This window comes from Ruegeria sp. AL12 (assembly GCF_056540885.1).
Genome location: NZ_JBQFXN010000002.1, coordinates 109085 through 123041, shown reverse-complemented (window position 1 = coordinate 123041; position 13957 = coordinate 109085). Strand labels below are relative to the sequence as shown.

Sequence of the window (13957 nt, the reverse complement as noted above, 5' to 3'; positions counted from 1 at the left end):
TGCCTGTCCGAATGATGTGGATTTTAAACTGTGAAACCTCAACACCGCCTGTCAGCGGCCCCTCGCCATGAATTGCGCAACGTGCGCAATCAGGGCATTGCCTTTCTGGCCTTGGCGTTTTTGTTCAGCATCTTCGTCAACCTGCTCATGCTGACAGGTCCACTGTTCATGCTGCAAGTATATGATCGGGTTCTTGGTTCACGGGCAGTTGAAACTCTGACCGCACTGTTTTTGCTTGTTGCGTTGCTTTATGCGCTGATGGCCATGCTGGACTATGCACGCGGTCGTATTGTTGCCCGCTTTGGTGCGCGGTTCCAGTCGCAGCTGGATGAGCGCGTTTTCGAAGCCACAATGCGCCGATCTCTGGTGCCTCAGGTGCGATCGGCTCCGGCGACTGCATTGCGCGATCTCGAGACCATTCGCACCTTGTGCTCTTCGCCCGTGTTGCTTGCAGTTATGGATATTCCGTGGACACCTGTCTTCCTGGGGGCGATATTCATTTTTCATCCACTTCTTGGCTGGTTGGCCGTTGCAAGTGGCGTGCTGCTTGTGGTGATCGCATTACTCAACCAGGCCCTGACCAGCCGTAGGGTGGCCGAGGCACAATCCGCGGCGGCTCGGGCGAATGCCTTTTCCGAGCACGCAAGGCAAGCAGCTGAGGTTGTGCGCTCTCAGGGAATGCAGGCGGACGTGACCAGGCGGTGGTTGAACCAGCGTTCCGAAGCTTTGCGTCAAAGCATTTCCGCCAGTGACTGGACTGGTAGCTTCACATCGCTGACGAAATCGCTTCGGCTTTTCCTGCAATCTGCCATGCTGGCTTTGGGCGCGTGGTTGGTACTACAAAACGAAATGACGCCCGGGGCGATGATTGCGGGCTCGATTCTCTTGGGACGGGCCTTGGCCCCGGTGGAACAGGCTGTCGGCCAATGGAGTTTGGTCGAACGGGCACGCACGGCGTGGAGTTCGTTGAACCGGTTTCTGGACCAGACGCCGCCAGAGGAACAGCGGATTCGTTTGCCGATCCCCAAATCCCAATTGGAAGCCAAATCCCTGACGGTAATCCCTCCGGGTGCCACTGCGCCAACACTGCGGAATGTTAACCTGAAACTGGAACCGGGAAAGGCGCTTGGTGTGATCGGGAAAAGTGGGTCGGGCAAGACGACCCTGGCCAAGGCTCTGCTTGGGCTTTGGAGACCGGCGGCTGGCGAGATCCGGTTGGGCGGGGCCACGTTGGACCAATATGATCCCAACGATCTGGGCAGCCATATCGGATACTTGCCGCAGCAGGTGACCCTGTTCAACGGAACCGTTGCTGAGAATATTGCACGGATGTCGGAAAACCCGGATTCAGAAGCGGTGGTTGCGGCGGCCAAGAAGGCCAAGGCACATGAACTGATTCTGTCATTGGAAAAGGGTTACGGCACTTTCCTTGAAGGCAATGACAGTCAGTTGTCGGGCGGTCAGAAACAGCGCATTGCGCTGGCCCGTGCGCTGTATGGCGACCCGGTCCTTCTTATTTTGGACGAACCGAACTCGGCCCTCGACGCAGATGGCACCGAAGCTTTGAATGCTGCCGTGCGCGGCCTCAAGGAAGCGGGAAAGGCCGCCATCATCATGACGCACCGCCCGCAGGCCATTTCGGAATGTGACGATCTTGCTGTTGTGGAAAAAGGCCAAGTGGTGAGGTTTGGCAGCCGCGATGAGGTTCTGAACGCAATGGTCCAGAATGCGGGCGCGATTAAGCGCAAGCTTAGCCCCGTAGGTGAATAATGGCGAAAAAATCAACCAAGACACCCGTCCCCGTCTGGGGCATCAAAATACCTGCGCTGGTGGGATTTCTTGCCCTTGGCATTCTGGTCGGCGGGTTGGGCCTTTGGGCCGTGAAAACGCGGCTGGCCGGGGCGATTGTATCTTCGGGCGTCATTGAAGTTCAAAGCAACCGTCAGGTCGTTGAACATCCTGACGGCGGCGTGGTCGGCGAGATTTTCGTGCGCGACGGTGATACGGTTGCCTCGGGCGATTTGCTTTTGCGGTTGGATGACACATTTCTGTCTTCAGAACAGACGATTGTAGAATCTCAACTCTTTGATCTGCTGGCCCGCCGCGCCCGGCTGGAGGCCGAGCGGGATGGCCTGACATCCGAAGAATTGGCCACGCGCCTGGCTGAGGTTCAAAAAGAATACGATATCGATCCGGACCTGATTGCAGGGCAACAGAACCTGTTCGATGCTCGGCTGGAAACGCTGTCCAAGCAGGACGAACAACTGCGCAAACAGTTGGTTCAGATAGAAAGCGAGATCGCAGGCACGCAGGCTCAGTTGGTCTCGCTGCGCCGCCAGACAGAGTTGATCGCGGCGGAGTTGAAAGATCAAAAGAGCCTGTTGAGCAGGGGTCTGACACAAAACAGCCGCGTGCTGGCGCTGCAACGCGAAGAAGCCAGTCTGACAGGCGAAATCGGCAAACTTGAAGCCTCCGTTGCGCGCCTCAAGGGACAGATTGCATCAACCGAGATCAAGATTGTCGAATTGACCGCGACCCGGCGGGAAGAAGCGATCACCACTTTGCGGGACGTTCAGGCGCAGGTGGCAGAGCTGTGGGAACGACGTTTGTCCCTGGCGGAACGTCTGGCCAGGCTTGAAATTCGCGCACCTGTCAGCGGAACGGTTTACGGCAGTCAGGTCTTTGCCCTGCAATCGGTCATTCAGCCGGGCGAACCCATGATGTATGTGGTTCCGCAGGACACGCCGCTGTTGGTGGCAGCGCGGGTGGATGCGATCCATGTGGATCAGTTGCATGTCGGGCAATCCGTTGCCCTGCGCTTTCCGGCGTTCAATCAACGCGAAACGCCCGAACTCGAAGGACAGGTCAACAACGTCTCGGCGGACACCTTCACGGATGAACAGTCCGGTTTCACCTTTTACCGCGCCGAAGTGGTGCTGAACGACGGTGAGATCGACCGGCTCAATGGTCAGGAACTTTTGCCGGGTATGCCGGTTGAGACTCTGATCAAGACCGACGAACGCACGCCGTTGTCCTATCTTGTGAAACCGATGGCAGACTACTTCAACCGCGCGTTTCGCGAATGATGCGGACGCGGTTATCGCTGGATGACCGCGTTTTCCCATTCAGCCAGAAAACGGCGGCGTTTCAGCCTGTCCAGAAATGTCATGAGCCCCGGGTCCAGCCCAATCATTTCGCGATCGGTGCCAGTTTCGTGTGGGGCCAAGGGCGGCAAGGTAACAGGGTCGCCTACCCGCTTGGTTTGGTTGGAAATCAGGTGTTTGAGAAAAGACGTGGCCGCGTCCGGTTGCGGGGTGCCATTCAACACCATGGCCGTGCGCATCATGGTCGTCTGAAAATCCGACGGCAGAATGATTTCCACAGTGTCCTTGCTTCCGGCGCGGGCTTCGGCATAGCTGCCCAGAACGTTGTAAGCCACTGCAATCTTACCTTTGACGAGGTCATCGATCATATCCGCCGAACAACAGTACAGGCGTACGTCCAATCCACCCATCACCTCCATAAGCCGCCAATACGTCTCGGACGCGCGGGCATCCTGCGTTGCGAACAAATATCCCAGACCTGATTGACGGATGTCATAGGTGCCCACACGGCCCCTGAAATCATCGGGACGCAAACGAAGGATTTCGATCAGTTGTTGCCGGGTCTCGGGGATGGGGCCGCCAGCAAAGGCCGCGCGGTTAATCACGATTGTCGCCGGTTCCGATGTGAACGCGAAAAGGCTTTGATGCCATTGCGCCCAGGATGGCAGCGGTATGTCGTCGATGATTCGCCCGAAACCGTCGTTTGCCAGCTTCAGTTGCAGATCCATCGCGCTGGATATGACAACATCGAAGTCTTCCGGCGCGGCGCGGACTATTCGGTCGATATCTGCGGTGCCGGTCACCAGGTATTCAACAGAGATACCGGGGTTTTCTTCGATGAAACCCGCAATCAAGGGTTCGAACAGAAAGGTGTCCGTGCTTGAGATCACGCGTAGATGCGCCTCATTTGCTGAGGCGTTGAAAACCTGCCTGTCCTCCCAGGTTTGGGCGGCAGCAACGACAGGAAGGCTGAAGAAAATCAAAGCGATAAGATAACGCACGCGCCGCCCCCCTGCCGATTGGTCAATTCCAGTGAGCCACCATGCGCAGATGCCACGTCCTGAACGATTGTAAGGCCCAATCCGGATCCGATGGTTCCGCTTGCGTTCTTCCCGCGCTCAAAACGGCGCGTCAAAGTGCCGATCTCGTCAGGAGGAAACCCCGGCCCACGGTCTTTGACAATTATCTGAATGCGTGGCTCCGAAACAACCTCGATGCGTACAAAACTGTCCGCAGGGGCATATTTCAGAGCGTTGTCGATCATGTTGCGCACAGCGTTTTGAATAAGAATCGGATCTCCCGAGTAGGAAACCTTTGGATCGCCACTCAGGGAAAGCGACAAGTCCTTCATCTCGGCGATTGGCGTGAGACGCTGCACCAGATCACGGACCAAAGCATTGAGATCAATGTCTTCGCGCTCCAGATGATCGGCGCGGAACGTGATCATCGCATGATCCAGCAATTGCCCCGCCGCGCGCGAGCTTTCATCAATCGCCCGCACCATTGAGCGCAATGCTTCGCGATTTTCTTCCTTTTCAACCCTCTGCAACGTGGCATCGGCATAAGATCGAACGGTTGCCAAAGGGGTGCGCACCCGGTGGGCCGCTTCGGCGATGAAATCTTCCGATTGGCTCAGTGACTGATCCAGTCGCCCCATCAAAGAGTTCAATGACGCCACCAAAGGCGCCATTTCGCGGGGTACGGGTTTCTTGAACGGGCTCAGGTCCTGCGGGCCGCGCCGGGTGACAGAGGTCGTAAGCCTGTTCAATTGGCCAATCGTGGACGAGGTGGCCCAGAATGACAGCGCAGCGGCAAGAGCAAAGAACCCGATGCCCAAAATCGCCGCGTTGCGTGAAATCTGGTCCAGAGTTTCCGCAAGCGCATCCTGCGTTTGGCCCAAAGCGACCTCGATGACGGTTTGTTTGTTCAGGCCCACCAGGGTTCGCCGAGCACTGACCTGACGTATGGTTTCACCCCTTATCCGACTGGTTTGAAAGCTCCACTTGCCGTCGAATTGCCCAGTGGCCGGCGGCAGATCTTCATATCCTGACAGAAACGCGCCATCCTGAAAAATCGCGTAAAAAACCCGATCGTCGGACGGCGTGCTGAGCATGGCGAAAGCTGCATAGGGAATATCAACCTCCAACTGACCGTCGCGCAAGGCGGCCGCGTCCAGAATTGAGGTAACCGATGCCCCCAGGATGTTGTCCTGCCCTTGCTGCGCGACCTGTGCGGCATAGTTGCGAACCGCGACAAACAAAAGAAACGCCAATATCGCGGCACCACCGATCAAAGTCAGGACCAGCCTGTTCCGAAGCGATCCTGACACATAGGGATCAGGAGGGGGATCAGGAGGCATGATCCAGCCTGTATCCTAGACCGCGAAGCGTGGTGATCTTCAGGTCCGACGGTTCAAGATGTTTCCGAAGGCGGCCAACGTAAACCTCGATAGCATTGTCCGAGACATCGTCATCATATGAAAAAAGCCGGTCGGTCAGTTTCTGTTTCGAAAAAACCTGACCAGGCGCGCTGATGAACAGTTCCAGAAGGCGCAGTTCCCGATTGCGCAACGAAACAGTCTCATCCCCTACGGTCAGATGACCTGCCAATGGATCAAAGACTATTCCGCCCACTTCAATCGTTGTCCGTGAATTCCCGGATTTGCGACGCAGAACGGCGCGGCAGCGGGCCTCGAGTTCGGCGTGGTCGAACGGTTTGGTGACATAGTCGTCGGCCCCCAGATCCAGCGAACCGATTCGATCCGAAACCTGGCTGCGTGCGGTCAAAACGATCACGGGGGTGTCCAGGCGACCTGCGCGATGCCGTTTGAGAAAGTCGCGCCCATCCCCATCCGGCAACATGATATCCAACAGAATAAGGTCATATTCCTGAGTTTCGGTAAAGGCGGTCGCCTCGTCCAATTTAGACGCATGATCAACCACATGGCCGTCTAACCTCATGCGCGAACAGATGGCGTTCGCCAGATCAAGATTGTCTTCCACAAGGAGGAATTTCATGGGGTTTTTGCTATTTTTCGTGCGTGACAGGTTGATGTCAGGTTGATGTGTTTTTGTTCCACCCAATCTGAGCCGCCATGCGGCTGGTTGTCAAATGGGAGGACATCATGACGACATTCACACTGGGCCGTCGCGCCCTGATCGCGGCTGTGGCCGCAATTGGCCTGGCAGGGCCGGCTTTGGCTGATGGCCATCAGGTCGTGGACAGCATTCACTTTCTGATCCCCGGTGGCGCCGGTGGCGGCTGGGACGGAACCGCGCGCGGCACGGGCGAAGCGCTGACAAAAGCTGGTTTAGTCGGTACGGCGTCATACGAAAACATGTCGGGCGGCGGTGGTGGCAAGGCCATTGGATATCTGATTGAAAATGCCGACAGCAATCATGGCACTCTGATGGTGAACTCGACGCCGATCGTGATCCGCTCATTGACCGGAGTATTTCCTCACAACTTCCGCGATCTGACGCTGGTTTCGGGCACTATCGGCGACTATGCCGCGATCGTTGTAGGCAAAGACAGCCCGATCAACTCGATGGCGGATCTGCTTGCCGCTTTTGATGCGGACCCAGGCGGCACAGCGATCGGTGGCGGCTCGGTTCCCGGCGGCATGGACCACCTGGTCGCCGCGATGGTAATGGAAGCGGCGGGCAAGGATGCGCTTGGCGTGAAATACATCCCCTATGATGCGGGCGGCAAAGCCATGGCGGCCCTGCTGTCGGGTGAAATCGCCGCCCTGTCCACCGGTTTCTCGGAAGCGGTCGACCTGGCGAATGCGGGTGAAGTCAAGATTATCGGCGTGACATCCGAAGAGCGCGTTGATGCGGCTCCTGACGCGATGACGATGAAGGAACAGGGTATTGATACCACCTTCGTGAACTGGCGCGGCTTCTTCGCGGCCCCCGGTCTGCCCGAAGAAAAATTGGCCGCCTACCAAGAAGCGATTGCCAAGATGTACGACACCCCGGAATGGGAAGAGGTTCGTGCACGCAATGGTTGGGTCAACATCCACAACTCGGGCGCAGATTTCCAGACGTTCCTGGAGCAGCAGGAACAGCAGATCGGCGATCTGATGAAAAAGCTGGGCTTCCTCTAAGTCCATTTTCGGCAGAGCGGATCCGCCGCTCTGCCTTCCCACGAACAGGAACAGGGAGGGGCTCTCATGGCGCTGGATCGCTGGATCGCGCTCATTCTTCTGGGTGTGTGTTTGACATATGGCTACGCCGCTTGGTTCACGATGGACGGCAGCCTGCCCCCTTTCATGCAGCGAAATCCGATCTGGCCCAGCACCTTCCCCAAAGTGCTGTCGGTTCTGGGTGTTGTTACCACCACGATCATTTTGCTGGGTTTTGAAAAGGCGGAACCAAAGGAAGCCGATATCGATTACCGGCGACTGGGGGAATACCACCTTGATCAAGCGCTTATGTTGCTGGCCTTGATGGTGATTTACGCGCTTTGCCTGCGCCCTGTCGGGTTTCTGATCTCGACCTCGGCCTTTCTGATCCTCGGATCTTTCATTCTGGGTGAGCGCAAATGGCACGTCATGCTACCCGTCGCGCTGATCGCCACAGGCGCGGTCTGGTATCTGGTTCAGGAAGTTCTTGGCATCTACATGCGCCCATTGCCGGGCATTTTCGGAGGCTGACATGCTCGAAGGACTTCTGATCGGTCTGCAAACGGCATTCTCAATTCAAAACCTGCTGATGGTGATCGCAGGGTGCCTGATCGGCACGTTCATCGGCATGCTTCCAGGTCTTGGGCCGATGTCGATCATCGCCATCATGATCCCGGTCGCGATTTCCATGGGCGACCCGTCCGCAGCGCTGATCCTGCTGGCCGGAGTGTATTACGGCGCCATCTTTGGTGGTTCGACATCTTCGATCCTTCTCAACGCGCCGGGGGTCGCGGGCACTGTAGCGTCCAGTTTCGACGGCTATCCGATGGCCCGCCAAGGCAAAGCGGGCAAAGCGTTGACAGTTGCAGCTATTGCAAGTTTTGCCGGCGGTACGATCGGAGCCATTTTGTTGATGGTCTTTGCCCCCGCTCTGTCTTCGGTGGCACTGCTGTTCCACTCGGCCGAGTATTTCGCGCTTATGGTCGTGGGCCTGTCCGCTATCGCTGCCTTCGCAGGCACCGGTCAAGTGGCCAAAGCCGTCATCATGACGCTTCTTGGATTGATCATGGCAACGGTCGGTGAAGGTGCATTGTTCAACCTGCCGCGTTTCACCATGGGTATCATGGACCTGCAATCGGGCTTTGGCTTCATCACGCTTGCCATGGCCATGTTCGCCTTGCCCGAAGCGCTGTTTCTGGTGCTCAAACCCAAAAACCTTCAGGGGGATGACGGCGAGATCAAGGACCTGCGCATCACAGGCCGTGAAGCCAAGGCCATCGCACCGGTGATCGGCCGCCAATCTGTACAGGGCTTCTTCATCGGGGTTCTGCCCGGTGCGGGGGCAACGATTGCCAGCTTCCTCGGCTACGCGGTCGAGCGCAACATTGCCCCGAAAGAGGAACAGGACGAATTCGGCAAAGGGTCAATAAAAGGTCTGGCTGCGCCCGAAACGGCGAACAACGCGGCATGTACCGGTTCTTTCGTGCCGCTGCTGACACTGGGCATTCCCGGGTCCGGCACCACCGCGATCCTGCTTGGCGCACTGATTGCCCTGAACGTGACACCCGGCCCACGGCTGATGCTGGACGAGCCGCAGATATTCTGGGCCGTCATCATGTCAATGTTCATTGGCAACCTTGTTCTGCTGATCCTGAACCTGCCGCTGATCCCATATATCGCAAAGGTTCTCTCGGTTCCGCGCAATTACCTGATCCCCTTCATTTTGTTCTTCACTCTGATGGGGGCATATATCGGGCAGAACAATGCGACCGAGCTTTTGATTCTTGTTGGCTTCGGTGTTTGCGCCACCGCGTTGAAATTTGCCGACTACCCGCTTGCGCCGCTGCTGATCGGTTTCATCCTCGGGGGGATGATGGAGGACAACTTTGCCCGCTCGATGCAGCTCTATGACGGTATTGCTTTCATCTGGGAACGTCCGATGACGCTGGGTCTGCTTGTTGTCGCGGTGCTGCTGGTGCTGTTGCCCAGCTATCGCGCACGCCGCGCGCGTGCCCGGGCTGCAGGGGTTGCCGACGGTGACTGAGCCACTGGCAGGAATACGGGTTCTCGATCTGACGAATGTCCTCGCGGGTCCGTATTGCTGCTATCAACTGGCGCTCATGGGCGCCGAAGTGATCAAGGTCGAACGCCCTGACGGTGGCGACCTTGCCCGCGTTCTGGGTGCTGATCCTGCCAGAAACAAGGCCGGTATGGGCGTCAGCTTTCTGGCGCAGAATGCTGAAAAAAAATCCATCACGCTCAACATGAAATCAGAACGGGGCAAAGCGCTTCTGAAACGCCTTGTCCAGACAGCCGACGTGTTGGTAGAGAACTTTCGCCCCGGTGTGATGGATCGGCTTGGACTTGGGTATGGCGTCTTGCGCGATGTGAACCCCAGCCTGATTTACTGTGCCATAAGCGGGTTCGGTCAGGACGGTCCGCGCCGAGGCGATCCGGCCTATGACCAGATCGTGCAGGGTATCAGTGGCGTGATGTCTGTCACCGGCGGTCCTGACACCGCACCCTATCGCGTTGGCTATCCTTTGGCGGACACGATCGGTGGGATGACGGCCGCTTTTGCAGTGTCCGCCGCCCTGAACGCGGATCCTCGCGGGGCCTATCTGGATGTGGCAATGTCCGAAGCCGTGATCTCGACAATGGGTTGGGTCGTGTCGAACTATCTGATCGCCGGTGCCGATCCCGTGGCCCATGGCAACGAAAACACGACGTCAGCACCGTCGGGAACACTTGCAGCCTCTGACGCGCCCATCAACATTGCCGCCAACCGCGACGAGCAGTGGCAGGCACTGGCCAGGCATCTGGGCCGGCAAGACCTGCTGGCCCACCCGGACTATGAAACGCGCGAAGACCGCAAGCGCAATCGCTACGCCCTGCGCGCGGCGCTGGAGGAGACCTTGCGGACCAGAGCGGCATCAGACTGGGTCAGCGAACTCAACGCAATCGGAGTGCCGGCCGGGCAGGTGTTGACCGTGCCCGAGGCGCTTGAGGACGAACAGCTTGCCGGTCGTGGCCTGATCGGGTCTTTGCGGGTGCAGGGCGAAGACATGAAACTTGCAGGCAGCCCCATTGTCATGGACGGCGAACGGCAAATGCCCCAAACCGCGCCGCCTGAACTTGGGGCAGACAATAACGCGATCTGGTCTGAAATTGGGTTGTCCGGCGCGGAAATTGACGCTTTGAGCAAGGAAGGCATCATATGAGCGATGTGTCCGATTGGTGGACGACTTCCATCATCGATATGGAACCGGGCCGGATCGACCTGCGCGGAGAGCCGATTCAGAGTTTGATCGGACATCTCAGTTTCAGCGAGATGATCTGGTTCATGGTTCGTGGCGACCGACCATCTGGGGCGCAGGCCCGATTGTTCGAGGCCGCGCTGGTCGCCGCCGTGGACCACGGACCTCAGGCCCCTTCCATCGCAACGGCGCGCATGGCCGTGACCTGCGGGCTGCCCCTGAACAACGCGATGGCAAGCGCTGTGAACATGTTGGGGGATATTCACGGCGGGGCTGGCGAGCAAGCGGTTATGCTGTACCATTTCGTGGCGCAACATCCTGGCCGGTTGGATCAAACGCTGGACGAGTGGATCGAGCGTGAAGGAAAGATATTGCCGGGTTTTGGCCATCGTTTCCACACGCCAACGGATCCGCGCGCACCACGTCTGATGGCGTTGGTCCGTGATGCTGTGATGGACGGGGCTTGCGATGGTCAGTTCCTACAGATCGGGCAGGCGATCGAAGCAGAGTTGGCCCGGCGCAAGGGAAAGCCCGTTCCAATGAACATAGATGGTGCCACCGCGGTGATCTATGCCGAGTTGGGCTTTGCGCCCCCACTGGCACGCGGTCTGTTTTGCCTATCCAGATCTGTTGGCATTCTGGCCCATGCGTGGGAACAGATGCAGCAAGGCGGCCGGAACAAGGGACCGACCCCGCCTGCCTATCGCTGGACCTATGTCGAAACGTAGATCGCTAGGCAGTTCTGAGCCGTGGGCGTTTGGCCAACAGGTCAGCCGCCGCACGGGCAATGACCAGTTCTTCATTGGTCGGGATTGCCATCACCACGACGCGGGACAGATCGGTTGAAATGATCCGGTCATTGTCCGCATTTGCGTCAGGATTGAGCTCGATGCCCAGCCATCCCATCCCAGAGCACACCCGGTCACGCACCAGACGTGAGTTTTCTCCGATCCCACCGGTAAACACCAAGGCGTCGATACCGCCGAGAATGGCCGCCATCGCGCCAAGCTCGCGCCGGATACGGAAGGTGAAATAGCTGATCGCCTGTCGGCTTTCGCGTGTGTCCGCCTTTTCCAGGGTACGCATATCGTTGGACAGCCCGGACAGGCCCAAAAGCCCCGACTTTCGGAACAACAGGTCTGAGATTTCGTCAGCGCTCAGCCGTTCCTGGTCCATCAGATACAGGACCACGCCGGGATCAAGTTGACCACAGCGGGACCCCATCGGTAGCCCGTCCAGTGCCGAAAACCCCATGGTCGATCCGACGGATCGCCCGCCGATCATCGCACACATCGATGCGCCATTGCCCAGATGGGCCACCACCACGCGCCCTTCGTGCAAAAGCGGCGCTGTCTTTGCCATGTGATCCGAAATGAATTCATAGCTGAGCCCGTGAAAGCCATAACGCCGAACACCTTTGTCGTAATACTCACGCGGCAAGGCAAAAACGTCATTCTCCCACGGATGATTGCGGTGAAAGGCGGTGTCGAAACAGGCGATCTGAACCGCATTCGGAAAACGTTCCATCGCGGCCCTTGCTCCGGCCAGATTGTGCGGCTGATGCAAAGGCGCGAACGGCGACAGCTTGTCCAGCTCTTGAATAGACGCCTTGGTCAATGGCACCGGAGCGTCGATGTCAGGTCCACCATGGACAACACGATGCCCGACCGCAGTCACGTCGCTGTTTGGAAATGAGCGCGCAAGCAGGTTCAAAACCCAGTCCAGCGCTGTGGCGTGATCGCGTATTTCTCCGGCGGTGCCGCTGGCAAGGACACTTCCGTCGGAAGACTTTGCCTTGACAAGCGGCTCTGGCTCTCCAATCCGCTCGACCGCGCCGGTGCACACCATGATCGGATCGTCATCGGTCAGCTCGAACAGACCAAATTTCATGGAAGACGATCCAGCGTTCAGTGTCACGACATGTGTCATGCGGGTGCTCCGGTGCGCGGTAAGGAAAAGGCTTCGTGCAGTGCCGCCACGGCACAGGACGCCAGCCGGGCTTTGTCGTCATCGGCGCGGCTGGTCAAAATGATCGGAGCTTTGGCCCCCATGACCAGACCGGCCCCTTCTGCATTGGCGATATAGGTCAGCTGCTTGGCCATCATGTTCCCGGCATCCAGATTTGGCACCACCAGAATATCGGTTTTGCCCGCGACATCCGACACAATCCCCTTGGAACGCGCAGCCGCAAGGCTGACGGCATTGTCCATGGCAAGGGGTCCGTCAACAAGCCCGCCCGTGATCTGACCGCGTTCCGCCATTTTCGACAGCAAAGCCGCGTCAACCGAGGATCGGATCGCCGGATTGACGGTTTCGATGGCAGACAGAACACCCGCTCTGGGGTTTTCGATCCCCAGAGACAGGGCCAGGTCGATTGCGTTCTGGACAATATCAATCTTGGTTTCCAGGTCCGGCTCGATATTGATCGCTGCATCCGTCACCAACAAAGGTCTGGGTTGTCCGGGCACGTCCATGAGAAAGACATGGGTAAAGCGGCGGCCGGTGCGCAGGCCGTTTTCACGCCTGAGCGCAGCCTTCAGCAATTCATCCGTATGCAGATGCCCTTTCATCAGCGCTTTCGCTCGACCTTCTGCAACCAGATCGACCGCTGCATGGGCCGCATTGACGTGATCGCTCTGCGGTATGATTTCAATCCCATTCAACGACGCTCCGATTTCGGCGGCCGCGTTCGCGATTTTGTCCGGGTCACCGATCAGAATGGGTGTGATGATCGTCTCATGTGCGGCCAGCAGCGCCCCACCCAAGGCGTTGGGCTCTTCCGGGGCCACAACGGCAGTCGGCATGGGCGGCAGCGGGCGCACCTTTTCCAGCATGGCATCAAAGTGACGATGACGTTTCACCACCAGCCCGGGCAGATACAACTCGGCGAACACCATCTCTTTCTCCGGCGCGATCACGACGGCCTGCCCGCTCACGATCACGGCACCGTCCGATGGGCGCGTAACGACCGTGTCAAAGACAACTTCCCGGTTCGGTCGCTTTTCCAGTACGGTGACTTTGGATACCAGCTCATCACCGGCATGCGCCCTTTCCACAAAATCAAATCGCTGCGATTTATAGAGCGTCCCTGCCCCCGGCAGAACGTTCCCCAAAACGGCCGAGATCAGGGCCCCCACGAACATGGCAGGGGCAACCGCTTCGTTGACGTGGTCGCCATCGCCGTCTTCGCTGGCCAGATGAAGCGGATTGTGGTTACCGGAATTGTTGGCGAACACATAGAAATCATCGACCGAGCACGTGCGGGCCAGCTCGGCAGTATCACCGACCTGAAGCTTGTTGTAAGGCTTGTTGTGGTACTGCATGAACTATCGTTTCCATTTCGATCCGATTGGCGGCGCTGCGAACTCTCTTGCTGATACCCAGTTCAGCGCGCAATGAAAACAACGCATGCCAGCTGCCCGTATCGGTCTGCACGCTATTTCCAGCGGGTAACGCCTTCATGTCGTTAC

Annotated in this window: 12 protein-coding genes; 7 read left to right on the top strand and 5 right to left on the bottom strand. The window is 58.0% G+C overall.

All coding sequences use genetic code 11. The features are described 5' to 3' along the window. The first annotated feature begins 30 nt into the window (after positions 1–30). The gene (locus tag ACR0C6_RS08430) at positions 31–1770 is read left to right on the top strand and encodes a type I secretion system permease/ATPase (protein ID WP_480618867.1); all 1740 of its coding nucleotides are present in this window, start codon (positions 31–33) and stop codon (positions 1768–1770) included. After that, positions 1770–3086, top strand: coding sequence for an HlyD family type I secretion periplasmic adaptor subunit (locus ACR0C6_RS08425; protein WP_480446403.1), 1317 nt, complete (start codon positions 1770–1772; stop codon positions 3084–3086). Before ACR0C6_RS08430 ends, ACR0C6_RS08425 begins: the two co-directional genes overlap by 1 nt. Before the next feature lie 11 nt (positions 3087–3097). Here ACR0C6_RS08425 and ACR0C6_RS08420 read toward each other — a convergent pair whose 3' ends face one another. From ACR0C6_RS08420 to ACR0C6_RS08410, 3 genes are read right to left on the bottom strand one after another with little or no spacing between them, the layout of a single operon-like run. Beyond that, on the bottom strand, positions 3098–4105 hold the full coding sequence (locus tag ACR0C6_RS08420; protein ID WP_480446404.1) for an ABC transporter substrate-binding protein: 1008 nt from the start codon (positions 4103–4105) through the stop codon (positions 3098–3100). Next, positions 4084–5463 carry a sensor histidine kinase gene (locus tag ACR0C6_RS08415; protein ID WP_480446405.1) on the bottom strand — a complete coding sequence of 460 codons (1380 nt, stop codon included), beginning with the start codon at positions 5461–5463 and terminating at the stop codon, positions 4084–4086. The genes ACR0C6_RS08420 and ACR0C6_RS08415 overlap by 22 nt, the downstream gene beginning before the upstream one ends. Beyond that, entirely contained in the window at positions 5453–6121 is a 669-nt protein-coding gene (locus ACR0C6_RS08410; RefSeq protein ID WP_152460309.1) for a response regulator transcription factor, read from the bottom strand. Before ACR0C6_RS08410 ends, ACR0C6_RS08415 begins: the two co-directional genes overlap by 11 nt. A gap of 107 nt (positions 6122–6228) precedes the next feature. Here ACR0C6_RS08410 and ACR0C6_RS08405 point away from each other — a divergent pair, with 107 nt between their 5' ends. The 5 genes from ACR0C6_RS08405 to ACR0C6_RS08385 all read left to right on the top strand — a co-directional run bounded on the left by ACR0C6_RS08405 (position 6229) and on the right by ACR0C6_RS08385 (position 11215). Continuing rightward, complete coding sequence (locus tag ACR0C6_RS08405; RefSeq protein ID WP_480618866.1) at positions 6229–7212, top strand: Bug family tripartite tricarboxylate transporter substrate binding protein; 984 nt, start codon at positions 6229–6231, stop codon at positions 7210–7212. A 66-nt stretch (positions 7213–7278) separates the two neighbouring features. Then, the gene (locus ACR0C6_RS08400) at positions 7279–7761 is read left to right on the top strand and encodes a tripartite tricarboxylate transporter TctB family protein (protein ID WP_152460311.1); all 483 of its coding nucleotides are present in this window, start codon (positions 7279–7281) and stop codon (positions 7759–7761) included. A gap of 1 nt (position 7762) precedes the next feature. After that, on the top strand, positions 7763–9274 hold the full coding sequence (locus ACR0C6_RS08395) for a tripartite tricarboxylate transporter permease (RefSeq protein WP_171638725.1): 1512 nt from the start codon (positions 7763–7765) through the stop codon (positions 9272–9274). Then, on the top strand, positions 9267–10451 hold the full coding sequence (locus ACR0C6_RS08390; protein ID WP_480618865.1) for a CaiB/BaiF CoA transferase family protein: 1185 nt from the start codon (positions 9267–9269) through the stop codon (positions 10449–10451). The genes ACR0C6_RS08395 and ACR0C6_RS08390 overlap by 8 nt, the downstream gene beginning before the upstream one ends. Beyond that, entirely contained in the window at positions 10448–11215 is a 768-nt protein-coding gene (locus ACR0C6_RS08385) for a citryl-CoA lyase (protein WP_480618864.1), read from the top strand. The genes ACR0C6_RS08390 and ACR0C6_RS08385 overlap by 4 nt, the downstream gene beginning before the upstream one ends. A 4-nt stretch (positions 11216–11219) precedes the next feature. Here ACR0C6_RS08385 and ACR0C6_RS08380 read toward each other — a convergent pair whose 3' ends face one another. Then, positions 11220–12416 carry an acetate/propionate family kinase gene (locus tag ACR0C6_RS08380; RefSeq protein WP_480446410.1) on the bottom strand — a complete coding sequence of 399 codons (1197 nt, stop codon included), beginning with the start codon at positions 12414–12416 and terminating at the stop codon, positions 11220–11222. After that, positions 12413–13810 carry a bifunctional enoyl-CoA hydratase/phosphate acetyltransferase gene (locus ACR0C6_RS08375; RefSeq protein WP_480618863.1) on the bottom strand — a complete coding sequence of 466 codons (1398 nt, stop codon included), beginning with the start codon at positions 13808–13810 and terminating at the stop codon, positions 12413–12415. Before ACR0C6_RS08375 ends, ACR0C6_RS08380 begins: the two co-directional genes overlap by 4 nt. Positions 13811–13957 lie beyond the last annotated feature (147 nt).